This is a genomic window from Amycolatopsis albidoflavus, assembly GCF_039525725.1.
GTDB classification, from domain to species: domain Bacteria; phylum Actinomycetota; class Actinomycetes; order Mycobacteriales; family Pseudonocardiaceae; genus Amycolatopsis; species Amycolatopsis albidoflava.
Genome location: NZ_BAAAHV010000011.1, coordinates 13,566 through 37,878 on the forward strand (window position 1 = coordinate 13,566; position 24,313 = coordinate 37,878).

Here is a 24,313-nt window from a genome sequence, read left to right on the forward strand (position 1 = left end):
TCGGGCCGCGCCTTTTTCTCGCGGGCCTGTCACAAACTCGGGGCCGGTCCGGTCTTAGCCGACGACCTGGCCTACTCCCCGAGGAGAATCCATGAGCTTGGCCCCTTCCGCCCGTCTCGACGAGGCGGTCCCTTCGCGGTACGCGCTGAAGGTCGGCGACATCGAGGTGCTGGTGATCAGCGACGGCGTGCTGCCGATCACCGCCGAAACGCTGGCCACCAACGCCGACCGGGCCGATCTGGCCGCGTGGCTCCGCGAAATGTTCCTGCCGCCGGAGATGATCGACTGGCCGCTGAACGTCGCCGTCGTGCGCAGCGGCGGCCGGACGGTGCTGATCGATTCCGGGCTGGGCACCGAATTCCCGGGCTTCCCGCGCGCCGGCCAACTGGCGACGCGCCTCGTCGCGGCCGGAATCGACCCGGCGTCGGTGACCGACGTGGTGCTCACTCACCTGCACATGGACCACATCGGCGGCTTGCTCGTCGAGGGTCTCCGCGGCCGTCTGCGCGAGGACGTGCGGGTCCACTTGGCGTCGGCGGAGGCGGAGTTCTGGCAGGCCCCCGATTTCTCGCGGACGGTGATGCCGGAGCCGATCCCGGAGGTGCTGCGCACGACGGCCACCCGGTTCCTGGACGTGTACCGCGGCCAGCTGCGGCCGTTCGAGACGGAGCACGAGGTGGCGCCGGGAGTGCGGATCTGCCGCACCGGCGGGCACACTCCCGGACACAGCATCGTCCGGCTGGAGTCACGCGGGGACCGCTTGACCTTCGCCGGGGACGCGGTGTTCCAGCCCGGGTTCGACAATCCTGAGTGGTACAACGGGTTCGAGCACGATCCCGAGGAGTCGGCGCGGGTCCGGGTCCGGCTCTTGACGGAGCTGGCGCCGAGCGGCGAGCAGCTGGTGGCCACTCATCTGCCGTTCCCGTCGGTGTGCCATGTGGCGGTGGCGGGGAACGCGTTCCGGTTCGTCCCGACGGTGTGGGACTACTGATCAGGCTGCGGCTGGTTTGACGGCTTTGCCCCGGGTGCGGGCTTTGCTTCGCACCCGGGGATCCATCAGCATGGTCACGATGTCGAGGATCAAGTACGCGCCCAGCGTCGCCGTCCCGAGCACCAGCACAAACCCCTGGATCACCGGGATATCTCCCTTCAGCACGCCGTCCAGCGACCACCCGCCGATCCCCGGCCAGGCGAACACGCTCTCCAGAATCGCCGCGCCGCTCAGGGAAGCACCGAAGAGGATCACCAAATACGTCAGCAGCGAGCGCCTGATGTCCGCCATCGCGTAGCGGTACACGCGGAACTCGCTCAACCCGCAAGCCCGCGCGAACTCCACCTGTGCGCTCCGCAGCGATTGGCTCAACCCAGTGCGCACAGTCTTCGCGAAGTACGCGGCGAAGAAGATCCCGAGCGTCAGGATCGGCAGCGCGGCGTGCGAGAAGATCGAGCCGAGTGTCGGCCACGAGCCGGACAGCAGGGCGTCGAGCGTGACCGAACCGGTTTGGACGGGCGGGATCGGCGCGGTCGGGTCGACCATGCCGAGCGGGGCCGGAGCCAGGTGCAGGAGCTGGTAGAAGACGTAGACCAGCACGAGCCCCAGCGCGAACTCCGGCACCGCGAGGATCAGCGACGACGCCCAGGTCAGCCCGCGATCGGCCGGGCGGCCGCGCAGGTACGCGGCGGCGGTGCCCATCGCGGTGCCGAGGACGACCGCGAGCAGCAGGCCGGGCACCAGGATCACCAGGGTGTTCGGCAACCGCGTGAGCAGTTCGTGGGTGATCGGCGCGCCGGTGAAGTACGACGTGCCGAGGTCGCCGTGCAGCACCTGGACCAAGTAGTCCCAGAAGCGCACCGGCAACGGCTTGTCCAGGCCGAGTTGTTCGTGGACGTGCGCGATCTGGTCCGGCGTGGCCGCGTCGCCGAGCATCGTGACGGCCGGGTCGCCGGGGATCATCGACACGAGGCCGAAGCTCAGCGCGATCAGCAGGACGAGCATTCCGACGCCGGCGGCCAGCCGGCGGAGCACGAAGACGATCATGCTTGCGCTTCCTTCGCTTCGATGCCGAGATCTTGGCCCGCGTGCAGACAAGCCACCTCGTGCGCGGCGGCGACCGGGCGCAGCGGAACTTCGGTGGCGGCGCATTCGTCGGTCGCGATAGGACACCGGCCCACGAGCGCACAGCCGACGCGATGGGCGGTCGGTTTCGGCGGGTCTCCGGCCAGCGGCAGGTGCGGCAGCCGGTGTCCGGGGTCGACCGGCAGCGCCGCGGACAGCAACGCCTTGGTGTAGGGATGCTGCGGGTGCGCGAGCACGGACTCGGTGGGGCCGATTTCCACGATCCGGCCCAGATACATCACCGCGGTGCGCGAGCACAGCCGCCGGACGGTGTGAATGTCGTGGGAGATGAACAGAAAGGTCAGTCCGCGGTCGTGTTGCAATCGGGCGAGCAGTTGCAAGACCTCGGCGCGAACTGTTAAGTCCAAAGAGGACGTCGGCTCGTCCAGCACCACGAACCGCGGGCCGGTGACGAGGGCGCGGGCGATGCCGACGCGTTGCTGCTGGCCGCCGCTGAGGTCGGCCGGGCGGCGGTCGTAGTGCTCCTCGGACAGGCCGACGTCGGCGAGCGTGTCCAGGACGCGTTGCCGCCGTTCGGCTTTGGTGCCGGACTTTCCGTTGACCAGCAATGGTTCCTCGACGATCGCGCCGACCTTCAGCCGCGGGTTGAGCGAGGCGAACGGCTCCTGGAACACGATCTGGAAGTCGCGGCGGCTGCGGCGAAGCCGGGCCCCGCGCAGGCTGGTCAGCTCGTGGCCGTCGAGCGTGACGGTGCCGCGGTCGGCGTCGAGCAGGCGCACGAGCAGCCTGCCCAAAGTGGACTTCCCGGACCCGCTTTCGCCGATCAGGCCGAGGGTTTCGCCCTCGGCGACGGCCAGATCGACTCCGTCGACGGCGCAGACCTTGCTGCCGCCGGGGCCGGGGAACGTGCGGCGCAGGTCTTCAGCGACTAGTACCGGCACTGGTGGTCACCTCGATCGAAAGCGGGTGGTGGCACCCGAAGCCGTGGCCCGGGTCCGTCACGGTGAGCGGGGGACGTTCCTCGGCGCACACGCCGTCGGCGCGCGGGCAGCGGTGGGCGAAGTTGCAGCCCGGCGCGGTTTCCCGCTTCGCCGGGGAGGATTTCGGGGCGGCGGCGCGAATGTCGGTGGTCGCCGCGTCCAGCAGCGTGCGGGTGTAGGGGTGGCGCGGATCGCCGAACACCGTCGCGACGTCGCCGACTTCCACGACCCGCCCGGAGTACATCACCACGACGCGGTCGCAGTAGTTGGCCACGACGCCGAGATCGTGGGTCACGAGCAGCATCGACCGCTGGCCTTCCCGGACCAGGCCGCGGATCAGGTCGAGCACCTGCCGCTGCACGGTCAGGTCGAGCGCGGTCGTCGGTTCGTCGGCGATGAGCAGCCGCGGCCCGAGGCTGAGCGCCAGCGCGATCACGGTGCGCTGGGCCATGCCGCCGCTGAGTTCGTGCGGGAAGCCGTCGAGCGTGCGCGCCGGGTCGGGGATTCCGGTGGAGGCCAGCAATTCGAGCGCGCGGGCGCGGATCTCGCCGCGGCTCGCGCGTTCGTGCGCCCGGATGACGTTCTCGAACTGCTTGCCGATCCGCAGCACGGGATTCAAGGCGTCGAACGGGCTTTGCGCCACGAAACCGATCTCGCGGCCGCGGATCCGGCGCAGTTCTTTCGGCGCGGCCCGATGCAGTTCGCGGCCGTTGAACACGACGCTGCCGCCGGTGATCCGGGCCGGTTTGTGCAGCTGGATCACCGACCGGACGGTGGTGGACTTTCCGGACCCGGATTCGCCGACGACGCCGACGATCTCGTTGTCCCGCACGGAGAACGACACGTCGTCGAGCACGCGGAACGCGCCGCCGGGCACCGGGAATTCGACTTCCAGCCCCTGGACTGACAGCACTTCGCTCATGCTTTCGCCCCTCCTTCGACGCGGTTCTCGAACCAGTCGGCGATGACGGTCAGGGACGAGACGACGAGGAAGATCGCGACCGTCGGGAAGATCGCGGCCCACCATTGTCCTTCGACCAGCATCGACGCGCCGTCGTGGATCATCGAACCCCACGTCGGCTGCGGCGGGTGCACGCCGACGCCGAGGAAGTTCAGCGCCGCGATGACGCCGATCGCGTTGGCGGCGGCCAAGATCGCCTGCACCAGCACGACGCCGTAGGCGTTGCGGAACACGTGGTTGAGCGCGACCCGCAATGGGGAACAGCCGATCGCCACGGCGGCCTCCACGAACCGGGCCTGCCGCAGCGCCACCGCCTCGGCGCGGGTGAGCCGGGCGAAGCGCGGGATGTTGACGACCGCGATCGCGCCGATGACGTCGAGCAGTCCGCCGCCGAGCAACTGGATGGCGACCACGGCGAGGACGATGACCGGCAGCGCGGAAAACGCGTCCACCACGCGCATGCACGCTTCGCCGATTCGGCCGGTCGTGGTGAACAGTCCGATCGGGACGCCGATCGCGAGCGACAGCAGCGACCCGAACACCGCGATCGGCAAATCGCTCGCGGCGGCGGCGATGGTGCGGGAGAAGACGTCGAACCCGCTGATGTCGGCACCGAACGGATGTGCCGCGCTCGGCGCGGCGGCGATCGCCGACACGTCCGGCACCGTGGCGCTGTGGGGAAGCGGCACGAACGCCGCGACGACCCACAGGCCGGCGAGGAAGGCGAGCGCGGCGAGCACGCCCGCGTTGCGGAACCGGCGTCCGGACCGCCGTCGCGCGGACCGGACCCGGTCGGTGCCGACGGCCGCCGCGGTCATGCCGGACCTTCACTATGCATTGGGTCACTGTTACATATTGAAGAAGGCTCTGTCCAGGGCGGAAGCGAGGTCACGAGGGGTTCACCGTCCACTTCGGAGCGTGGCCTGCGCGGGGCGGGCCACGGCGGTTTCATAGTGCTGCGCCAAACGGAAAAGCGCCAGGTCCCCGTACGGGCGGCCGAGCAGGTGCAGGCCGACCGGGAGCCCGTTGACGAACCCTCCGGGCACGCTCAGCGCGGGCAGGCCGCAGACGTTCGCCGGGGCCAGCAACAGCAGTGCGCTCGACAGGTCGGCTTCGTCGCTTTCGCGGGTCAAATCGGTCGAGAGATCGCTCAGTCGCGGGGGAATTCCGGACAGCGTCGGGGAGACGAGCGCGGTGAGATCGGCGTCCAGGAAGGTCGCGCGGACGCGGTCTCGCAGATGTGCTCGCGCGCGGCGGGCGAGGGTGAGGTGTTCTTCGGTTACGGCGCAACCGAGTTCGAGCATGACGCGAGTGCCGGGTTCGAAATCCTCCGGCCGGTCGGAAAGTGCCGAACCGTGCAGCCGCAACGCGTCCGCTAAACACGACACGAGCGTGACCGGCAGCGCGAGGCTCAATTCCGGCAGGCTGACGTCGACGATCTCGACGCCGGTGGAAGCCAGGACATTCACTGCTTCCTTGATCGCCGCCTGCACTTCGGTGGAAACGCCCCAGTCGTGCCAGGCAGCGAAATCGACGCCGACGCGAGGCCGGTTCAACGGCCTGCGCACTGCCGCGGCGATGTCTTCCGGGCCGAGGTCGGCGCGGCTTTTCACCATGCCCTGCAACAGAAGGGCGCAGTCGACGGTCGTGCGCGCGATCGGGCCGACCTGGTCGAGCTGCTCGCTGAGGTTCATCACCCCGGAGCCGTCGATCAGCCCGGTCGTCGGCCGCATCCCGACGAGGCTGTTCACCGACGCGGGATTGCGCACCGAGCCGGAGGTGTCGGTCCCGAGGCATCCCGGCGCCGAGCCGACCGCGACGGCGACTCCGGAACCGGCGCTCGACCCGCCTTGGTAGCGGCTCGGGTCCCACGGGTTGCGGGTGGGCGGAAAGTTTTGCCCGTAAGCGATTTCGTGTGTGACAGTCTTGCCGAGCAGGATCGCGCCGTTCTCGCGCAGCGCGCGCACGGTCGCCGCGTCGTGGTCGGGGATGCGCCCGGCATAGGCCTTCGACCCGCCTTCGGTCGGCAGACCCGCGGTGTCGATGACATCTTTGACGCCGAACGGGATGCCGTGCAGCGGCCCTCGGTGCTGTCCCGCTGCTATTTCGACGTCCGCCTGCTGGGCGGCTCTTAGAGCACCTTCCCGGTCCACGTAGGTCCAGGCTGATACCTCAGGTTCCGTCTCGGCGAGGCGGTCGAGCACGCTGCTGACATACTCGACCACGCTCAGCTCGCGGGCCGCGATGCGTCTCGCGGCTTCCTCGATCCCGTACTGCCACTTCACTGGGTCCACCTGACGTCGAAGTCGCTGGGGTGTTCGCCGGAGACCGCGCGCAGCTGCTCGATCGCTCCGGCGAGATTGGCGTGCGCGGCTTCCAATGCGGCGCGGTCCTCCGCCAGCACGTCCTCTCCGACGAGCTGGGCGACGGCGGCGAGTTCGGCGTCGTTCATCGGCGGGCCGCCAGGGTGAGCTGTCCGTCGCGGACGACCTGGATGCCGTCGACGAACACGTGCCGCACCTCGCGCAGATCCTCGCTGGCGACCACCACGTCGGCGGCCATTCCCGGCCGCAGCCGGCCGGAATTCGGAGCGAGGCCGGGGATGGCGTCGGCGACGTTCGCGCTCGCCAGGGCTACCGCGGCGGGCAGGCTGCGGTGTCCGCTGGCGACCAGGTCCGCGACGCCGGAGAGGAGCGGGTCGTGCTGCCCGAGGTAGCCGTAGTCGGTGGCGAGGAGGTCCACCGCGGTTTCGGCGAACATCCGGTCCCAGTGCTCGCGGGTGCGCACTGTGTGCTGCCGGTGCAGCAGGTCGAACGTGCAGCACTCGAGCAGCCAGCCTTCAGACTGCAGCGCTAACGCTGTTTCGACGGCTTCGCCGGGGGAGTAGGACGGATGGTTGCTGTGCGTGGCGATCACGCTCGCGCCGAGCTGCTTCCGCGCGAGTTCGAGGAGCGGTTTTCCGCTGGCCGCGGCGCTGTGCACGAGCGCAGGCACGCCGTACTTCGCCGCCGCCTCGACGCCTTCCCGGAGCCCGTCGAGCGCGGCGTGGAAGGACGGCAGCACGGACTCGCGGACCAGCTTCGCTGCGGTCTGCGCGCTGAATCCCGCCAGGCCCGCCGCGGCAAGCGCCTCCTTCAACGAGGGCTCGTCCAGATCGCCGTCGAGACGAGGCCCGAGGACGGCTTCCTTGAGCGTCCGCGCCTGCTCGGCGGAGATGGTCACGCCGGTCTCGCGGTGGATCGCGGCCGGGATGTACTGGAGGTCCTGGCCGCCGCCGCCCATCGTCTGACCGCCGCCGAGTTCGCCGATCGCGACCGCGCCGTCCGCGAGCTGCTTCTCGACCGACGTCGTCAGATGCGCCTCGGTCAGCCCCGCGCCGTCGGCGGCTTGCGCGGCGGCCATGGCGGCTGGCGTGTGTGTGGTCGCGCCTTTGACTTTCACCGCGTGCGCGCGGTCCGCCGTCCGGACTTCGTCCATTGTGGCCAGTCCGCACAGATTGAGGACGGTCGTGGTGCCGGCGAGCAGGTGCCGGTCGAGGTTGCCGAGCCAGCCGTCCTCGGGCAGTGCTGCCGCGCCGCTCGGGAAGAGCGGGCCGGGGGTGACGCCGTGCGTGTGGCAGTTGATCAAACCAGGCAGGACAACGCATCCGGCGGCGTCGAGCCGGACGTCGGCGTCCTCGGGCGGGCGCGGATCGATGGTGTGGATGTGGCCGCCGTCGAGCGTGACGGCGGTGGCCGCGAGCGCGTCCGGCCCCGCGATGACTGTTCCCCCGGTGATGACGGTCCGCATGCCGGACGAGTCTACGAGCTTGCTTCAACAAATAGAAGAGTATTCAATATGTCCCTGTGAGCGAACGCGACTACATCGGGTACGGGGCGGAGCCGCCCGCGGGCACGTGGCCGGGCGGCCGGAAGGTCGCCGTGTCCATTGTGCTCAACATCGAGGACGGCGCAGAACGGCGAACCGCGCGCGGCGACCGCGTGGACGACCTGGGCGCGCACTGGGAGCGGCACCGGGTTGTGCCAGGACAACGGAACCTGAGCCTGGAGTCAGCCTTCGACTACGGTGCGCGAGCGGGTTTCTGGCGGGTGCTGCGGGCGTTGCGGGAGTTCGACGCTCCGGCGACGGCGTTCTGCTGCGCCCACGCGCTCACCCCGCCGATCGCGGCCGCGCTGGTCGCCGACGGTCACGAGATCGCCAACCACGGCCTGCGGTGGGACACGCACACCGACCTCTCGCCGTCGGAGGAACTCGCCAAGATCCAGTCCTCGACGGCCCTCCTGCGGGAGCTGACCGGCGAACGCCCAGCCTGCTGGTACTCGCGCGACGGCATCTCGCCCTGGACCCGTGCCGCGGTCGCGGCGGAGGGATATTCCTACGACTCCAACAGCTTCTGCGACGACCTGCCCTATGTGGACGGTGAGCTGCCGGTGGTCCCGTATGCCGGGGACACGAACGATTCAGGCCTGCTGAGCCAGTTTCGGACCGGCCGCGCGTTCGGCGCGTACCTGTGCGGCTCGCTCGCGATGCTGCTGAACGATCCCCGGCCGGGGGCGACCGTGCTGAGCGTGGGGCTGCACCCGCGATTGATCGGCCGTCCCGGGTATGTGAACGCGTTGCGGACGTTCCTGCGCTACGCGGCAGAGCGGGACGTGTGGGTGGCGCGGCGGGGCGAGATCGCCCGTTACTGGCGGGAATCCGTCTCGAACAACCGGCCCCAGCCCTGAGGCTGCTCCGACACTCCGGCGAGGGCGAGCAACTGCCACACGGTCGCCGCCGCACTGTCCACAATCGGCACCCCGAGCCGGGATTCCAGCTCTGGCACCAAATACGCCGCCCGAAGATTCGTCCCGACGCACACGATCGCTTCCGCCGCATCGGAAGCCGCGGCCGACACCAGTGCCGAGATCTCCGAGAACGGCAGCCCGGAGATCTCCGGATTCGTCATCGGCCGCGACGGCACCGATCGCGAGACGACCTCGATCCCGGCCGCGCCGTACTCGGAAGCGATAGTGTCCGCAATGGACGAAGGCCCGGGAAAGACCAGCCCGACCTTCTTGACCCCCAACGCTTCCACCGCCGCCACCAGCGCCAGCGAAGCCGTGGTGGCCGCCGCCCCGGTCCGTTCCGCCAACCCGGCGGCCAGTGCCCGGTCGTGGTCCAGCCCGAGCCACGAACCGGAAGTCCCGTGGAACGCGATCGCCGAAATCCCCGCCTCCGCGAGGAGATCCGCGGCCGGACCGACCAGGGAGGCGTCGATCACCGCGTCCAGGTCCGCGGGCAGCGGGAAGCGGGAAGCGAACGCGGTCGCCCGGGTGCCGGCCAGCATCGCCGCGGTGAGCGGTTCGGCGTTCGTGTTCGACGACGGCACGATCAGGCCGAGCCGCGTTTCGCCCGGCTGCATCAGTGCACGCGGCCGAGCGACGGGGGAGTGGAGATCGCCAGGATGACCGCGGGCTCCTCGTGTTCGTTGCTCCACCAGTGCGGCGTCGAGGAGTCGTAGCTCATCGTGTCGCCCTCGTTGAGCACGAACGCCTGCCCGCCGATCGTGGCGCGCAGCGTTCCGGACAGCACCACCACGACCTCCTCGCCGGGGTGCGAATGCGGCACGTCCTCGCCGCGGAATCCGGGCGGGATGGTCATTTCCAGCACGCCGAGCTTGCGGTCGGTGTTGGGGACGAGCATCTCCTGCACGATGCCGTCGCCGGGCAGTTCCATCCGCAGCCGCTCCTCGCGGCGCACGAGCACCTTCGTCTCGTGCGACTGCTGGCCGAGGAACATGTCGGCCATCGGCACCTCGAGCGCGTTCGCCAGCCGCAGCAGCGTGGCGAACGACGGATTGCCGATGCCGCGCTCGATCTGGCTGATCAGGCCCGCGCTGACGCCCGAGCGCGCGGACAGCTCCTCGACGGTGAACCGGCCGCTGCGGCGCGCCCTGAGCGTCGCGCCGAGGTGGTTCACCCAGTAGTCGCGGTTGTCCTCCGCGGCGGGCGGTTCGGATTGGGCGGATCCCATCTTTGCTTCTCCTCCGGGAGCCGGTCCGCCCGCGGGGCGGATCGTGCGAACGGCGTCATCTTATCAAAAGCTCTTCAGTATGTTGCGACTGGAACCGGACAAGACGTTGACATAGTGATGCTACTTCAACAAACTGAAGTACATGACCGCACTGCGAGAGGGCCGGGTGTTCCGGCTGGGCGGCTCGGTCCCGCTGGACGGACGGGTGAGCTGGGCTCCCGCCGGCGTCCGCGGGACGCAGCCGCTGAACTGCTACCTCATCCGCTCGGCGGCGGGCGCGGTGCTGATCGACACCGGCGTCCGCGCGCACGCGGCGCGGATTGTCGCGCAGCTGCGCGAAGTGCTGCCCGTGAACACTCCGCTGGCGGTGGTGCTGACCCGGACCGAAATGGACTGTTGCCTCAACCTCCCGGAGATCGAAGCGGCCTTCCCGGTGACCGCCGTGCACTACACCGGCGGCATCACCGTGCCGGTCGTGGACGCGGCCCGCGAGCGGATCACCGTTGAAGAAGGCCGTCCGCTGGAGCTGGAACCGATCCCGGGCGTCCCGCTGCGGATCCACGCGCCGCGCCTGCGCTTGCTGCCGACGCTCTGGCCGTACGACCCGGTGAGCCAGACGCTCTTCACCTCCGATGCCTTCTGCCACAACAGATCCGAAGCCGACGAAGAACCGGACCCGGCCGCCGTGGCCGCGCAGCTGAGGGTCAAGTTTTCCTGGCTCGACCACGCGGACACCGCGCCGGTGTCGGACGACCTCCGCGCCGTCTTCGCCGCCGAGCCGGTGGAGACCATCGCGCCGGGACACGGGTTCCCGTTGCTGGGCAAGGAAACCGTCGCCGCGCACGTCGAGGCTGTGCTGAAGGAGATCGTCCGATGACCGCTCGCCGGATCGCCGCCGCCACGCATTGGCTGGGCGGCTGCATGCAAGCGATGGCCAGCGACGGGCCGGTCCACTACCACGTCTCCGCCTACCTGATTTCCGGCTCGGCGCACACCGTCCTGATCGACACCGGCGATCCGCGGCACTGGCCGCTGATCGAAGCCCAACTGGACGAAGCCCTCGCCGGACGTCCCCTCGACTACCTCCTGCCGACTCACCCCGAACTCCCGCACGCGGGCAACCTCCCGGCGCTCCTGGCCCGCTATCCCGGCGCCGAGGTGGTCGGCGACGTGCGCGACTACCACCTGCACTACCCGGAGTACTCCCATCGCCTGCGCCCGCTCGCTCCCGGCGAGCGGCTGGACCTCGGCGACCGGCAGCTGGAACTCGCCGAGGCGTACATCCAAGACCTGCCGAACACCGTCTGGGCCTACGACCCGGGAGACCGCGTCCTTTACGTGTCGGACGGTTTCTCGTTCGTCCACGACGTCCCGGCGCTGCCCTCGATGGGCGACGACGAGCCAGGCCACCGTCCGGGCGAATGCCGTTTGCTGTCCACGGAAATGCCCGCCGCGCCGACCGTCGACCAGGCGGCCTACGGCACCGGCCGCGCGCTGTACTGGACGCGATATGTCGACGTCACCGACACGTTCGGCAAGATCGGCGAGTTCCTGGCCACCCGTCCGGCCGACCTGATCGCGCCCGCGCACGGCAACGTGATCGCCGACGTGCCGAGGATGATGAAGACCGCGCTGGCCGCGCACCGGCAGGTGTACGACGCCTACACCAGCGCGTGAACTTGTGGTAAGCAAGCGGGCTATGCGCGGAAAGATGATGCGCGGCCTGGCGGTCGCCGCGATGAGCCTGCTGACCTGTCTCGTCGCCGCCCCGCCGGCACCGGCCGCCCCGGAGCCGAAGGCGCCGCCCGAGTTCGTCGCCCTGCGCGACGTCGATCCGACCATCGTGCAGGAAATCCGCTACCTCACGCCGCACAACTTCACCGGCGCGCCGGTCGACGGCTACCGGCAGCCGATGTGCATCCTGACCCGGGACGCCGCCGTCGCGCTGCACAAAGCGCAGCTGTCGTTCCTGCGCCAGGGCTACACGCTGAAGGTCTACGACTGCTACCGGCCGCAGCGCGCGGTCGACAACTTCGTGCGCTGGGCCGAGGACCTGTCCGACCTGCGGATGAAAGCCGAGTTCTACCCGCGCGTCGAGAAAGACCGGCTCTTCGCGGACGGCTACATCGCGGCGAAGTCCGGCCACAGCCGGGGCAGCACGGTGGACCTGACGCTCGTCCGCCTTCCCGCGCTCCCGACGCGGCCGTACCACCCCGGCGAACCGCTGAAGCCTTGCTACGGCCCGAAAGCCGACCGGTTCCCGGACAACTCGCTCGACATGGGCACCGGCTTCGACTGCTTCGACACCCTCGCGCACACGCTCGACCCGCGGATCGCCGGCAAGCAGAAGGCGAACCGGATGCTCCTGCTGCACGGGCTGCAGCGGGCCGGGTTCAAGAACCTGCCCGAGGAATGGTGGCACTACACGTTCCAGCCGGAGACCTTCCCGGACACCTACTTCAACTTCCCGATCTGGCGGAGGTCGCTGCAGTGCCCGGTGGGCTAGCGTGCCGTGAGGGGAACCCTCACGGACTCTGATTCCCGCAGGGTTCCCCTCACGGAAGGCTAGGACTGGGGGAGCCGGGTCGCGACGACCCCCGCGACTGACTTCGCGGTGTCGCAGATGGCGGTCAGATTGCCCTTGTTCGCTTCGTCGGTGATCTCGACCAGCACGACCTCGTCCCGCCGCTGCGGTGTCCCTTCCAGCGCCGGGAGCGTCGGCGAGTACGTGCGGTAGACGACCGTGACGTCGCACGTGTCGCCGGCGCTTTCGTGCGGATCGACGTACGCGACGCGGCCGCCGACGGTCGTGCGCGTCTGTCCATCGGGCGGGTCTTCCGCCAGTGGCCATTGCCGGTCGTAGTAGAGGTCGACCGACTTCGCGTCGTGGCCCCAGGAACAGGCCCAGTTCGCGAAATGCCGGTCGACTGGATAGTCCGGCCCGACGGTCCGGCGCAGCGTGGCCTCGTCGACCAAGGTGCAGGCGTCCGTCCGCGCCAGCGAACCCGGCTGGAATGGCTCGGCGCGACGGGCGATCGGGCTGCGGGCTACGCGCGCGTAGGCGTCGCCGACGACCGCGTCCGACATCGCGCACAGCTGCGGCGCGGCGGCGCTGTCGGAGCGGACGGAGCTCACCGTGACGACGGCGAGATCCGGCAGGGTGAAGGACCGGCGGCACTTCCCGGCGTCGGGATTCGGCCGCCGGATCTCGCCGAGTTTGCCCCGGACCGGCGGCACCTGCGGGTACTGCTCCGGTTCGGACAGCTCGAGGCTGGTCACGATCGTGCCGCCGCCGTCGGGCAGGCTCGTGTTCAGGTCGCAGCGGGCGAACGTGCCGAGATTCGGTTCGAGGAAGACTTTTCCGTACTGGCTCAGGGAATTCACCGAAAGCAGCGAACAGGGGTCGGCCGTGTGCGGGTCGCCGACGAGGTCCGGCGTCGGCGGTGCGGCGGTGGCGTTCGCGGGCGGCGCGTCGTCGCGGGTGAAGACGAGAAACCCGGCGGCCAGAAGGACGACCGCGCCCAGCGCCGCGCCGATGAGCACGGGCCGCTTGGATTTCTTCACCCGCGGCACCGGCGAACCGCGCAGGAACCCCTCGACTTCGACCGCAGTGGGCCGTCTTTCCGGCTGGCGGCTGAGCATCGCCTGCAACGCGGGCCCGAGCTCACGAGCGTTGCGCGGCGATTCGGGCGTCCCCTCCGCGGCCCGGCGCAGCTGCGCGAACGGACCGTTTTCCCCGCTTCCCCAAGGAGAACCACCCTCGACGGCGGCGAACAGCGTCGCGCCGAGCGAGAAGACGTCGGACGCGGCGGTGGCCGCCTCGCCGTTCGCGACTTCCGGCGCGAGGTACCCGGCGGTGCCGCCGACGCGGGCGCTGTCGGTGAGCGTGACCTCGTGGCCGCGGGAAATGCCGAGGTCGGCGAGCTTGGCGGTGCCGTCGTCGGCGACCAGGACGTTGCCCGGGGTGAGGTCGCGGTGCACCATGCCGCGCGCGTGCATCGCGGCGAGCGCGCCCGCGATCTGCACGCCGACCGCCGCGGCTCGCTCGGGGGTCAGGACGCCGTCGGCGTGCACGATCTCGGCCAGGCTGCGCGCCGGGAGGTACTCCATGACGAGCCAGCGGTCGGCACCGTCCGAAACGGAGTCGTAGACCGCGACGATGTTCGGGTGCTGCAGGGCCGCGCCGAGCCGGGCCTCGCGGCGGATCTGCGGTTCGTCGCCGTCGAGCGACCGCTTGAGCGCGACCGTCCGGCGCAACTCGAGGTCGCTGGCCCGCCAGACGACACCCATCCCGCCGGCCCCGAGGCGTTCCTCGAGCCGGTAACGCCCGGCGATCACCTGCGGAGCAGCCACCGCGACAGCTTAAGACGCGCTTTCCCGGAGCGCCCCCTGACCGTCCCCTCAGCCCTCCTTCGCCGCGGACTTGCGCAATCCCCGCCGCACCAGCGGCCAGAACGCCGCGATCACGGCCAGCGAGACGATGCTCGTCCACACCTGGGTGCGGGCGGAGTCGTCGGTCAGCAGCATGACCACGATGATCGCCACGACGCCGAGGACGGTCAGGATGCCGAGCCACGGGTGCAGCCACATCTTGAGCTTCAGCCCGGCGCGTTCCTCCGGCGTCATCTTCTGCCGCATCCGCATCTGGGTGAACGCGATGAACGAGTACACGAACAGCGCGACCAGGCCGGCGGAGTTCATGATGAAATCGAAGATGCCGGAGTCGGGCGCGACGAAGTTGACGAAGACCGCGATGTACCCGCCGATTGTGCAGGCCACCACCGCGACGGCCGGCACGCCGGCTTTGCTCTTCCTGGCCACCACACGCGGCGCGAGCCGTTTCTCGGCGAGCGCGGAGAACATCCGGCCGGCGGAGTAAAGCCCGGAGTTGAGCACCGAACACGCGGCGGTGAGCACGACCGCGTTCATCACCAGCCCGGCGCCGGGGAGCCCGAACAGCGTGAACGCGTGCGCGAACGGCCCCTCCTGCTTGGGATTCGGCAGCTGGTTCCAGGGGACGATGGTGACGATCAGCAGCACCCCGCCGACGAAGAACAGCAGGATCCGCCAGATCACCGTGCTGACCGCCTGCCGGACGCCCTTCGCCGGATCCTCCGATTCGGCCGCGGCCATCACCGCGATCTCGGTGCCGAAGTAGGAGAAAATCACGATCGCGACGCCGCTGAGGATCGGCCACCAGCCGTTGGGCGCGAACCCGCCGTGCTGCCAGAGGTTCGGGATCGAGAAACTCGCCTTCGGCCAGAGCCCGAACGCGAACAGCGTGCCGACCGCGAGGAACACGATGATCGCGGCGACCTTGATGCTGGCCAGCCAGTACTCGACCTCGCCGAACGACCGCGCGGACACCAGGTTCGTGGTGGTGAAGAACAGCAGCAACACGACGGAGAACACCCACTGCGGCACGTCCGGGAACCACCCGCCGAGCACCGACCCGCCGACGACTGCTTCGAACGCGATCACGCCGATCCAGTAGTACCAGTACAGCCAGCCGACGAGATACCCCGCCCACTCGCCGAGCCCCACCCGGGCGTACTCCATGAACGACCCGATCGCCGGCCGAGCCGCGGCCATCTCGCCGAGCATCCGCATCGCGAGAAAGACGAGAAGCCCGCCGATGAGATAGGAAATGACGGCTGCCGGCCCGACGGCGCGCACTACGTTTCCGGATCCGACGAAGAGGCTGGCTCCGATGATGCCCCCGAGGGCGATCATGGTGATGTGGCGGGAGCGCAGCTTTTTGGGGCCGGCCTTCGATTCGGGTGGGGTGGTTTCGGCTGAGGCTGTTTCGCTCGCAGCCCAGGCCGTCTTGCCTCTGGTCGCGTCGGCTGGGGTGGTGGTGCGGGGAGCCGCTTCGGGTGGGATGGCTGTGCGTTCGGTTTCCTCGGCTGGGACCGCCTTGCCTGCTGTTCCGTCGCCGGGTGTGGTTGTGCCTGCCGTCGCTTCGCTCGGGGTTGCTTCGCCTGGAGCCGCTGTGCGTTCGGTTGCTTCGGCCGGGACCGCCTTGCTCGTAGCCGCCTTGCCAGGGGGCGTTGTGCCTGCCGTCGCTCCGCCCGGGGTTGCGTCGCCCGGAGCGACCGTGCGGTCGGCTGCTTCCGCCGGGACCGCCTCGCCCGCGGTCCCCTCGCGAGGGGTCGTCGTGCCCGCGGCCGCTTCGTTCGGGGTCGCCTCGCCCGGGGTGTCCGGGTTTCCCTGGCCCTGCCCGGTGATCCGATCAGCCATCGATCGATCTTCCTCTCGTTCGGCCGTGCCGTCCCGCGGTCGCGCCCCCGCCGACAACGTTGTCGGAACCGGCCGCGGAGCTGGGCCTCGCTGACGCGGGGACAGTGTGCGGCCGCCGGGTCCGTCGAGGCTAGGTGCGAGCGGGGGCGGATGCCGGGCGAGGGAGTTGTCGATCATCCGAATGGAGCAGCGGCACGCGCCGGATTTGTCGGTTATCGGGGAGCTGCGGTGCGGAATCCGTCGCGCTGGAAGTCCGCGACCGTCTCGGTGATCTGGTGTCTCGTGCTCGCCGCCACCCGGGGATTCGTTGCCGCGTAAGCGGTGTAGGCGTTGAGCCCGGTGCACAGCGCGTAGCCGCGTCCGCGAGTCCACGTGTCCTCGTCGAAGCCCGACTCGGCGCGGAAGATCTCGCGTGCCGAAGCCGGGAGGAGAGTCCATGCGATCAGCGCGTCGCACGCCGGATCGCCGACGCCGAGTCCGCCGAAGTCGAGGACAGCGCTGACCCGCCCGTCGGCCATCAGCAGGTTGCCCGGATGCAGGTCGCCGTGCACCCACACTGGCGGATGCGGCCACGGCGGCGCCGCGAGCGCGGCGTCCCAGATCGCGGTGAGGGCGGAGCTGTCGAAAACGTCGGCGGTCTCGGCGATCGCGACCCGGGTCTCGGTGTCGCGGCGGGCAAGCGGGGCGCCGATGAATCCGTTGTGCGGCCCCGGGGCGAGCGCGGCGTCGGCGGGGATCCGGTGGAGAGCCGCCACGAAACGCGCCAGTTCGGCCGCGGTCTGGTCCGGGTGCGGGAGCCCGCCGATGTCCGGTGGCGAACCCGGCAGCCAGCGCGACACGGACCAGTGCCACGGATAGCCTTCGGTCGGCGATCCGAGCGCGATCGGCTCGGGAATCGCCAACGGCAGGTGCGGCGCGAGCCGGGGGAGACACCGGGCTTCCTTCTCCGGTTGCCCCGCCGCCCACTCGCCGCGCGGCAGGCGCACGGACAACTCGGTCCCGAGCCGGTAGATGACGTTGTCCGACCCGGCCGGGTCCAGCCGGGCCAGCGGGAGCCCTGCCAGTTCGGGCAATTGAGCGGCCAGGAGGCGCCTGACCAGCACCGGATTCGGGGCAGGGTGCGTTGTCGGCAAAGGCCAGTCTCTCGGTTGGATGTCCGCGCGACGATGAAGTTCGTCTTCATCAGACCACGCCGGACGGCGCTCGTCTAACGGTTTTCGCGCCCCGGAAGTTCGATAGTTCGGGCGATCCGCCGAAGAAGTTCCCCCGACAACCGCGGATCCGCGGCCGGATCGGTGCTGTAGTTAGTCAGCGCGTGCACCGCGGACAGGCCAAGCGCCGCCGCATCCTCCCGTGCTAGGACGGAGTGTCCGACCACTGCGATCACCGGCACCCCGTCGCTTCGCCGGGCGACCGCGGCGGCGAGCTTTCCTTCGGCGGTCTGGCTGTCGATCCGGCCCTCGCCGGTGACGACCAGGTCGCAGCTGCGCAAGGCCGTCGGAAAATCCAGCAGGTCAAGGAAAAAGTCGGCACCAGACACAATCTTTCCGCCCAGCAGGAGGGCGGCGAAGCCGATACCGCCGGCGGCACCGGCACCGGGGGTGTCGGCCAAAGAACGGGCATCGGCGAGCTGGACAAAGTGGTCCAGACCAGCGTTGAGGTAGGCGATGTCAGCTGGAGCAGCACCCTTCTGCGGCCCGTACACCGCCGCCGCGCCGGACGGGCCCAGCAAGGGATTCCGGACGTCGGTGGCGATGACGATCTCGACATCCAAGCGCGGCAGGTCGATCGCGGCGACGGCCGGCAGTGTTCGCCCGTTCAGGGTTTCCATCCTCCGGCCGTGCCGGTCGGTGAAGACGGCACCGAGGGCGGCGAGCATCCCGGCACCGCCATCGGTGCTGGCGGAGCCGCCCAGCGCGAGGACGACGCGGCGGGGACCAAGCTCGATGGCGCGCCCCAATGCCTCGCCGAAACCGCGGCTCGAGGCGGAAAGCGGAGCAGGGCCGTCCGGCAGGGTTTGCAGGCCGCAGGTGCTGGCGACCTCGACGACGGCGGTGGTGCCGTCGAAGGCGAGGACCGACCGGCGAAGCTGTCCGGTCGCACCGGAGACCGTTATCGGCACCGGACGGAAGCCGCTGGACAGAGCGGCGGCGACACTGCCGTCGCCGCCGTCGGCCAGTGTGAGGGGGTGGCTGTCGATCCCGCGGTCGGCCAGGCCATCGGCCAGATGGGCGGCGACTTCGGCGGCGCTGAGGCTGCCTTTGAACTTGTCCGGAGCCAGCAAGACCTTCATGACCGTCCTCGCGACTCAGTGGAAAGTTTGGATGAGCGACGCCGCGCTGATCACGGTCACAACGCCGCCGATGCGGGTCGAGATCTGCGCGAACGGCATGAGCACCATCCGGTCGGACGCGGACAGGATGGCGACGTCCCCGGTGCCGCCGAGACCGCTGTGGCACACGGTGACCAGCGCGGCGTCGACCGGGTACATCCGCAGCAGTTTCCCCGCCAGGAAACCGGAACCAGCCATCGCGAGCACCACCGCGGCGCAGGTGGCGACGAAACCGGCGGAGAGCACGCCGAAGACGCTCGCCAGCGGGACGTAGAGCATGCCGAGCCCGACCATGACCGGATAGATGAAATGTTCGGCCACCAGGTTGTAACAGGCCCGAGCGCTTTGTTCGACGCTGGTGAGCACTACGCTGGAAAGCTTGGCCAGCACTGAAAAAACGATGGTGAGAACCGGGGCTGGCAAATGCAATGCGGGCTCGCAGAGGGTGGCGGTGACGAACATGGTGCAGATGACCAGGATTCCGACGCCGTAATTCCCCACGGCGGCGGGCGGTTCTTCCAGCGCGGTGGTGTTGTGCTTGACCAGATCGCCGCCGCCGTCGAGGTGCGGGCGGCGGTTGCCCAGCCGGCGAAGCAAACCAGCGGTGACGATGGCGACGATGTTGCCGATCACGGCGGCGGGAATCAGTTGTGCGACAAAGGAAGAAGGCTCGCCGCCTAGCGCATGCGAGTAGGCGGCGGACAGGGGTACGACGCCCTCGCCGATGCCGCCGCCGATGATCGGTACGACGATAAAAAAGAACGCTCGGTGCAATGAATAGCCGAACAGCATGGCGACGCCGATTCCGGCCCCGGCTGCGGCGATGGTGCCGATGACGAGCGGCGGGAAGATCTTCACCAGTGCCTTGAGCATTGTCGTCCGCCGCATGCCCAGGATGCTGCCGACGACCAACGCGGAGATGACGAAGTAGAGGAAGTTCGCCTTCTTCATCAAGGCCGCGGTGGCGTTGAGAATGTTCTCGTCGAACACTCCAAAGTGGACGAGTACTGACGGAATCATCAAGCACAGCAACGCTCCGCCGCCGATTTTGGAGATGATCGGCAGCCGGTTGCCGAGCGGGCCGAGCAGCATTCCGAAGCCGGTGATCACCGCCAGCCCGCCGATCATGTCCTCCGGGATGCGGTGCACCACGCCCGCGACGACGACAAGAGCGGTGAGGAATACCGGCACGGGCAGCGGTACGCCGCCGACCTTGGCTTTGAAGGGATTCCAGGTTCTCCGCGCGGTGGCCGGACTGTCTGCGGTGGATGTGCTCGTCATTGAGTTCTCCAGCGAAAGGATCAGCGGATGGCGTCGGCGATGGCGATGCCGAGGTCTGCGGTGGTGGCGTTTCCGCCGAGGTCCGGGGTGCGCGGGGCGTCGGCGCGGCCGAGAACGTCCTCGATCGCGCGCAGGACCTCGGCTCCGGCGGCCGGTTCGCCGAGGTGTTCCAGCATCATCGAGGCGCACCAGATCTGGCCGACCGGATTGGCGATGCCCTTGCCCGCGATGTCCGGCGCGGAGCCGTGCACCGGCTCGAACAGGCTCGGGAACGTCCGCTCCGGGTTGATGTTCGCGCTGGGCGCGACGCCGATCGTGCCGGTGCAGGCCGGGCCGAGGTCGGACAGGATGTCGCCGAAGAGGTTGCTGGCCACGACGACGTCGAACCAGTCGGGGTGCAGCACGAAGTTCGCGGCGAGGATGTCGATGTGGTACTTGTCCGTCGCCACGTCCGGATAGCCCTCTGCCACGCGCTCGACGCGTTCGTCCCAGTAGGGCATGGAAATCGAGATCCCGTTGCTCTTCGTGGCCGACGTCAGCCGCTGCCGGGGCCGCGCTCGCGCCAGGTCGAACGCGTACTTGAGGATCCGGTCGACGCCGGTGCGCGTCATGACGGTTTCCTGCACCACCGTCTCACGGTCGGTGCCCTCGAAGATCTTGCCGCCGATGCTGGAGTATTCGCCCTCGGTGTTCTCCCGCACGACCAGGAAATCGACGTCGCCGGGGACGCGGCCGGCCAGCGGGCTGGCGACGCCCGGCAAAAGCCGGACCGGACGCAGCGAGACGTACTGGTCGAAGCGGCGGCGGAATTGCAGCAGGCTGCCCCACAGTGACACGTGGTCGGGCACCGCGTCCGGCCAGCCGACGGCGCCGAAGAACAATGCGTCGAAGTCGCGCAGTCGCTCGAACCAGTCGTCCGGGAGCATCTTGCCGTGTTCGAGGTAGTAGTCGGCGCTCGCGAAATCGAACTCGACCAGGTCGAGGCCGAAGCCGCCGGTCTTCGCCGCGGCGGCGAGCGCCCGCAGGCCCTCGGGCACGACTTCCTTGCCGATCCCGTCGCCGGGGATCACCGCGATCCGGTGGGTGGTGGTCATGATGCGTAGCGTAAGAAGCACAAAACCCGGGAAAAACCCCGGAACTCGCACGACACTGTTGCGTCAGGCGAAAGGAGCGGCATGGATCTGCCCGGACTGGACGATCTCCAGTTCTTCGACGTCATCGCCCGTTCGGAGACGCTGACGCAGGCCGCGCGCCGCTGGGGTGTGTCGCCGTCGGCGGTCAGCAAACGGCTGACCCAGCTGGAGCGGCGGCTCGGCGTGCAGCTGGTCACGCGCAGCACGCGCCGGCTGAACCTCACCGACGAGGGGGAGCGCTACGCCGCCGGCGTGGCGCGGCTGCTGCCGGAGATCACCGACCTGGAGGACGAAGTCGGCAGGCTCCGCCACGGCGTGCGCGGGCGGGTCGCGGTGCATTCGACCATCGGGCTCGGGCGCGCGCACATCGCGCCGCTGCTGGGCCAGTTCCAGCGGCAGCACCCCGGTGTCGAGATCGACCTGGAGCTGTCGCATCTGCCGCTGCACATCGCGGGAACGCCGTTCGACTTCGCGATTCGCGTTGGGCGGCAACGAGATTCCAGCCTGCACGCCCGGTTGCTGCACCCGAACCGCCGGGTGGTTTGCGCCGCGCCCGGCTACTTGCGGGAACGGCCGCCGCCACAGTCCATTCAGGACTTGCCCGGGCACGACTGCATCGTCATCCGCGAAAACGACTCGGACTACGCGATCTGGCGCTTCGGCACGGACGGCGACGAGGCCGCGGTCAAGGTGCCGGGCGCGATGATCAGCAATGACGGGGAGATCGCGACCCAGTGGTGTCTTGTCGGGCACGGGTTGTTGATGCGTTCATGGTGGAGTGTCGCCCCGCTGCTGCGGAGCGGGGAATTAGTGCGAGTACTCGCCGACGTGCCCACTCCAGACGCTCCGATTTACGCGGTTTATCCCTCCGCACATTCGGTGCCGCACCGGGCTCGGATGGCTATCGACTATCTCGCCAGCGAACTCGCCGCGCGGCTCGGGCCGCTGTTTCCGGAAGAACCCGCTGGCGCGGTGTCTTGAGCGGGTCAGTGCGGCTGGGAGAGATCGCCGGGGCGGAAGGCGTCCAATGTGGCGCTCACCGGCGTGTCGAGTTCGGTTTTGTGCTCGCGCGGATAGACCCAGCGCAGCGCCGCCGTCGACCCGGCTCCGGAGAATCCTCTCTCGTAGAAGATCTTGCCGTCGCTTTGGTAGCCGGAAATCGAATAATGGTCGCCGTCGTCCTTGCGGTAGGTCACGCGGCCGCCATTTGCTTCTGCTTGGGCGGCAGCGTCGGCTAGTGCGGCTGCGGTGGTTCGGCCGCCGGAATTGGTGCCCCAAACGGTGAGGGTCGCGTCGAGGGTGGTGTTGGTGAACGTCATCCCGTCGCCGTTGTCTGGGCTGTAGGGCGCGGCGGTGTAGCCCTGCGGCACACGGGTCGTGAAACCGAAGCGGGGGTTGGTGTAGGTGTTGCTGGCCGCTGTGGAAGACGGCGACGAGGGCGTAGGTGACGGGGAAGCTGTTGGAGCGCCGAGCATTGTCACGAACTTCGGTTGCAGCAGATCGGAGATCTCGGAGTACGGAACGGTCACTGTTTCTTTCCCCGCCGCCGTGACGCAGCCGAGGTCGTACCACAGGATTTCGAATTCAGCCCCGGCTTTGGTGAATCCGATCGAGGCTGCCGGAACGTGCCCGCGTGCCGGGACCCGGTCCGCGGCGTCAATGGTGGTTTTCCGGCCGTTTTCGTCGACGGACGCCAGCTGGCAGAAACCATTCCTGGTGTGCGGTTCGATGCGGTCGGTCAGTGTTTTCATCCCGGCCGCGGTCAGCATTTCGGGCCGAAACATTTCTTGGGGGCCGATCGGGTTCCCGGTGCCGAGGTCGACGGTGACGGTTTCCGGGAACCGCCACGTCGTGTGCCACAGCACTTTCGATTCGAGATCATGGTCGTAGCGAACGGAAAGCAGGCTCGGGGTCTGCAGCAGGATCCGCGCGGTCGATCGCGCGGCGGGCGTTTCCCCGGCTTCGGTGAACTGCTGCTGCCAGTCCGGATTGGACCGTGCGTCGCGGATGGCCTTCAGACGCTTGTCGATTGGGGCGCGCAGTGCGTCGTTGAGGCGTTTCCGCACGGCATCCGAGCCGCCGGACACTTGCGGATACTGGAGGTTGTAGGTGATCGGGAGGGCCTGGTCGCGGCCGGAGTCGGTCTGGATCGCCACCGTGAGCGCTGCCGGCGCCGGCGGATCGTCCTGGCGATTGAAGACCAGGATTCCGCCGGTGACCAGCGCGCCGACGACCACCAGCACGGCGACGACCTTGCCGACGATCACCGCCGTCGCGCCCGCTCCGGTGCCGGTGGCAGGCACTCCCGCCGCAACGGCACCGGTGCCTGCTCCGATCGGCGCGGCGGCCGTGCCAGCGGTGGTCAGGAGAGCCAGCGGGGTGAGCGCGGTCAGGGCGGCGGCCGAGGTGGCCAGGCGCTTCCAGCCGCGTTTCTCCCAGTCCTTTCCGTACGCCTTGCGCGCGACGGTCTCCAATTCGGACACGAAAGCGTCCGCTGTGGACGGTCGCCACGCCGGATCCTTCGCCATGCCGCGCGCGATCAGCGGACGCAGCTTCTCGGGCACCGCGTCGAGCGGCACGGGAGCCATCTGGTGGAGCGACCGCAGTTCGTCGGTGGTGGTCCCCTCGAACGGCTGGTGCCCGGTGATGCATTGGTAGAACACGCAGGTCGCGGCGTACACGTCGGTGGCCGGCTGGCCTGGTTGCCCGGCCCACTGCTCAGGGGCCATGTACGACGGGGAACCGGCGGTCAGTCCGTTGTGTCCGTCCAAAGTGGCCAGTCCGAAGTCGACCAGTTTCGACTGGCCTTCCCGCGACACCAGCACGTTCCCCGGTTTGTAGTCGCGGTGGACGACCCCGGCGGTGTGCGCGTCGGCGAGGCCGAGCAGCGAGCCTTTGAGAATGGCCAGCGCGGATTCCGGGACGAGAACGTTTTCCGTCGCGAGGAGCGCGCGCAAAGACACTCCGGGCACTGCCTCCATCACCAGCGCCGCGCCCTGGGGCGTCTCGACGAAGTCGAACAACTGCACCACATGCGGGCTTCGGACGCCGGACAACAGCCACGCTTCGCGACGGAACCCGGCCGCGATGTCGGGGTCGGCGAGGTATTCCGCGAGGAGGTACTTGATCGCCACCATGCGGCCGGATTGCTGATGCTTGGCCAGCACGACGCGCCCGAAGCCGCCGACGCCGAGCACGTCGACCTCGGTGAACCCGGGCACCTGCCAGGTGTCGCTCATCCCCGCCGCTTCCCCTCCCCGCGAGGCCGCCCGCGGTCGGCGAGATCGTACTCCG

22 protein-coding genes are annotated in these 24,313 nt (G+C 69.2%); 6 read left to right on the top strand and 16 right to left on the bottom strand.

Annotated elements, in window-relative coordinates; all coding sequences use genetic code 11:
- Positions 1–91: 91 nt before the first annotated feature.
- Positions 92–991, top strand: a complete 900-nt coding sequence (locus ABD156_RS14950) for an MBL fold metallo-hydrolase (protein ID WP_344272507.1) — start codon at positions 92–94, stop codon at positions 989–991.
- Here ABD156_RS14950 and ABD156_RS14955 read toward each other — a convergent pair whose 3' ends face one another.
- The 7 genes from ABD156_RS14955 to ABD156_RS14985 all read right to left on the bottom strand — a co-directional run bounded on the left by ABD156_RS14955 (position 992) and on the right by ABD156_RS14985 (position 7,807).
- A complete protein-coding gene (locus tag ABD156_RS14955; RefSeq protein WP_344272510.1) occupies positions 992–2,038 on the bottom strand; it encodes an ABC transporter permease in 1,047 nt (348 codons plus the stop codon).
- Positions 2,035–3,018, bottom strand: coding sequence for an oligopeptide/dipeptide ABC transporter ATP-binding protein (locus ABD156_RS14960; RefSeq protein WP_344272513.1), 984 nt, complete (start codon positions 3,016–3,018; stop codon positions 2,035–2,037). Before ABD156_RS14960 ends, ABD156_RS14955 begins: the two co-directional genes overlap by 4 nt.
- On the bottom strand, positions 2,999–3,979 hold the full coding sequence (locus tag ABD156_RS14965; RefSeq protein ID WP_344272516.1) for an ABC transporter ATP-binding protein: 981 nt from the start codon (positions 3,977–3,979) through the stop codon (positions 2,999–3,001). The genes ABD156_RS14960 and ABD156_RS14965 overlap by 20 nt, the downstream gene beginning before the upstream one ends.
- Positions 3,976–4,836, bottom strand: coding sequence for an ABC transporter permease (locus ABD156_RS14970; RefSeq protein WP_344272519.1), 861 nt, complete (start codon positions 4,834–4,836; stop codon positions 3,976–3,978). The genes ABD156_RS14965 and ABD156_RS14970 overlap by 4 nt, the downstream gene beginning before the upstream one ends.
- Before the next feature lie 81 nt (positions 4,837–4,917).
- Positions 4,918–6,303: an amidase gene (locus ABD156_RS14975; protein WP_344272521.1), complete on the bottom strand. Its 1,386-nt coding sequence runs from the start codon at positions 6,301–6,303 to the stop codon at positions 4,918–4,920.
- Positions 6,300–6,470, bottom strand: a complete 171-nt coding sequence (locus tag ABD156_RS14980) for a hypothetical protein (RefSeq protein WP_344272524.1) — start codon at positions 6,468–6,470, stop codon at positions 6,300–6,302. Before ABD156_RS14980 ends, ABD156_RS14975 begins: the two co-directional genes overlap by 4 nt.
- Positions 6,467–7,807: an amidohydrolase family protein gene (locus ABD156_RS14985; RefSeq protein WP_344272527.1), complete on the bottom strand. Its 1,341-nt coding sequence runs from the start codon at positions 7,805–7,807 to the stop codon at positions 6,467–6,469. Before ABD156_RS14985 ends, ABD156_RS14980 begins: the two co-directional genes overlap by 4 nt.
- 56 nt (positions 7,808–7,863) lie before the next feature.
- Here ABD156_RS14985 and ABD156_RS14990 point away from each other — a divergent pair, with 56 nt between their 5' ends.
- Positions 7,864–8,745 carry a polysaccharide deacetylase family protein gene (locus ABD156_RS14990; RefSeq protein WP_344272529.1) on the top strand — a complete coding sequence of 294 codons (882 nt, stop codon included), beginning with the start codon at positions 7,864–7,866 and terminating at the stop codon, positions 8,743–8,745.
- Here ABD156_RS14990 and ABD156_RS14995 read toward each other — a convergent pair.
- Together ABD156_RS14995 and ABD156_RS15000 are read right to left on the bottom strand one after the other, a co-directional pair.
- Positions 8,703–9,422, bottom strand: a complete 720-nt coding sequence (locus tag ABD156_RS14995) for a maleate cis-trans isomerase family protein (RefSeq protein WP_344272532.1) — start codon at positions 9,420–9,422, stop codon at positions 8,703–8,705. The two genes, ABD156_RS14990 and ABD156_RS14995, sit on opposite strands and share 43 nt — an antisense overlap.
- Positions 9,422–10,033, bottom strand: coding sequence for a helix-turn-helix domain-containing protein (locus tag ABD156_RS15000; RefSeq protein WP_344272535.1), 612 nt, complete (start codon positions 10,031–10,033; stop codon positions 9,422–9,424). The genes ABD156_RS14995 and ABD156_RS15000 overlap by 1 nt, the downstream gene beginning before the upstream one ends.
- 142 nt (positions 10,034–10,175) lie before the next feature.
- Between ABD156_RS15000 and ABD156_RS15005 the strand changes: the two genes are divergently transcribed.
- Genes ABD156_RS15005 through ABD156_RS15015 form a run of 3 tightly spaced genes read left to right on the top strand, consistent with a single transcriptional unit; the run spans position 10,176 to position 12,539 of the window.
- Positions 10,176–10,910 carry an MBL fold metallo-hydrolase gene (locus ABD156_RS15005; RefSeq protein ID WP_344272538.1) on the top strand — a complete coding sequence of 245 codons (735 nt, stop codon included), beginning with the start codon at positions 10,176–10,178 and terminating at the stop codon, positions 10,908–10,910.
- The gene (locus tag ABD156_RS15010) at positions 10,907–11,710 is read left to right on the top strand and encodes an MBL fold metallo-hydrolase (protein WP_344272541.1); all 804 of its coding nucleotides are present in this window, start codon (positions 10,907–10,909) and stop codon (positions 11,708–11,710) included. The genes ABD156_RS15005 and ABD156_RS15010 overlap by 4 nt, the downstream gene beginning before the upstream one ends.
- A 22-nt stretch (positions 11,711–11,732) precedes the next feature.
- On the top strand, positions 11,733–12,539 hold the full coding sequence (locus ABD156_RS15015) for a M15 family metallopeptidase (protein ID WP_344272544.1): 807 nt from the start codon (positions 11,733–11,735) through the stop codon (positions 12,537–12,539).
- Between the two features lie 59 nt (positions 12,540–12,598).
- Here ABD156_RS15015 and ABD156_RS15020 read toward each other — a convergent pair whose 3' ends face one another.
- The 6 genes from ABD156_RS15020 to ABD156_RS15045 form a co-directional block, all read right to left on the bottom strand.
- On the bottom strand, positions 12,599–14,386 hold the full coding sequence (locus ABD156_RS15020) for a serine/threonine-protein kinase (RefSeq protein WP_344272547.1): 1,788 nt from the start codon (positions 14,384–14,386) through the stop codon (positions 12,599–12,601).
- Positions 14,387–14,434: 48 nt separating this feature from the next.
- On the bottom strand, positions 14,435–16,273 hold the full coding sequence (locus ABD156_RS15025; RefSeq protein WP_344272550.1) for an amino acid permease: 1,839 nt from the start codon (positions 16,271–16,273) through the stop codon (positions 14,435–14,437).
- A gap of 212 nt (positions 16,274–16,485) precedes the next feature.
- Complete coding sequence (locus ABD156_RS15030) at positions 16,486–17,376, bottom strand: aminoglycoside phosphotransferase family protein (protein ID WP_344272553.1); 891 nt, start codon at positions 17,374–17,376, stop codon at positions 16,486–16,488.
- A 104-nt stretch (positions 17,377–17,480) separates the two neighbouring features.
- On the bottom strand, positions 17,481–18,566 hold the full coding sequence (locus ABD156_RS15035) for a glycerate kinase (RefSeq protein WP_344272556.1): 1,086 nt from the start codon (positions 18,564–18,566) through the stop codon (positions 17,481–17,483).
- Positions 18,567–18,581: 15 nt separating this feature from the next.
- Positions 18,582–19,886, bottom strand: a complete 1,305-nt coding sequence (locus ABD156_RS15040) for a 2-hydroxycarboxylate transporter family protein (protein WP_344272559.1) — start codon at positions 19,884–19,886, stop codon at positions 18,582–18,584.
- Between the two features lie 20 nt (positions 19,887–19,906).
- Complete coding sequence (locus tag ABD156_RS15045) at positions 19,907–20,980, bottom strand: tartrate dehydrogenase (protein ID WP_344272562.1); 1,074 nt, start codon at positions 20,978–20,980, stop codon at positions 19,907–19,909.
- A gap of 81 nt (positions 20,981–21,061) precedes the next feature.
- On the opposite strand from ABD156_RS15045, the gene ABD156_RS15050 reads away from it, so the two are divergent.
- On the top strand, positions 21,062–22,000 hold the full coding sequence (locus tag ABD156_RS15050) for a LysR family transcriptional regulator (RefSeq protein ID WP_344272565.1): 939 nt from the start codon (positions 21,062–21,064) through the stop codon (positions 21,998–22,000).
- Between the two features lie 5 nt (positions 22,001–22,005).
- Here ABD156_RS15050 and ABD156_RS15055 read toward each other — a convergent pair whose 3' ends face one another.
- A complete protein-coding gene (locus tag ABD156_RS15055; protein ID WP_344272568.1) occupies positions 22,006–24,258 on the bottom strand; it encodes a serine/threonine-protein kinase in 2,253 nt (750 codons plus the stop codon).
- Positions 24,259–24,313: the final 55 nt, after the last annotated feature.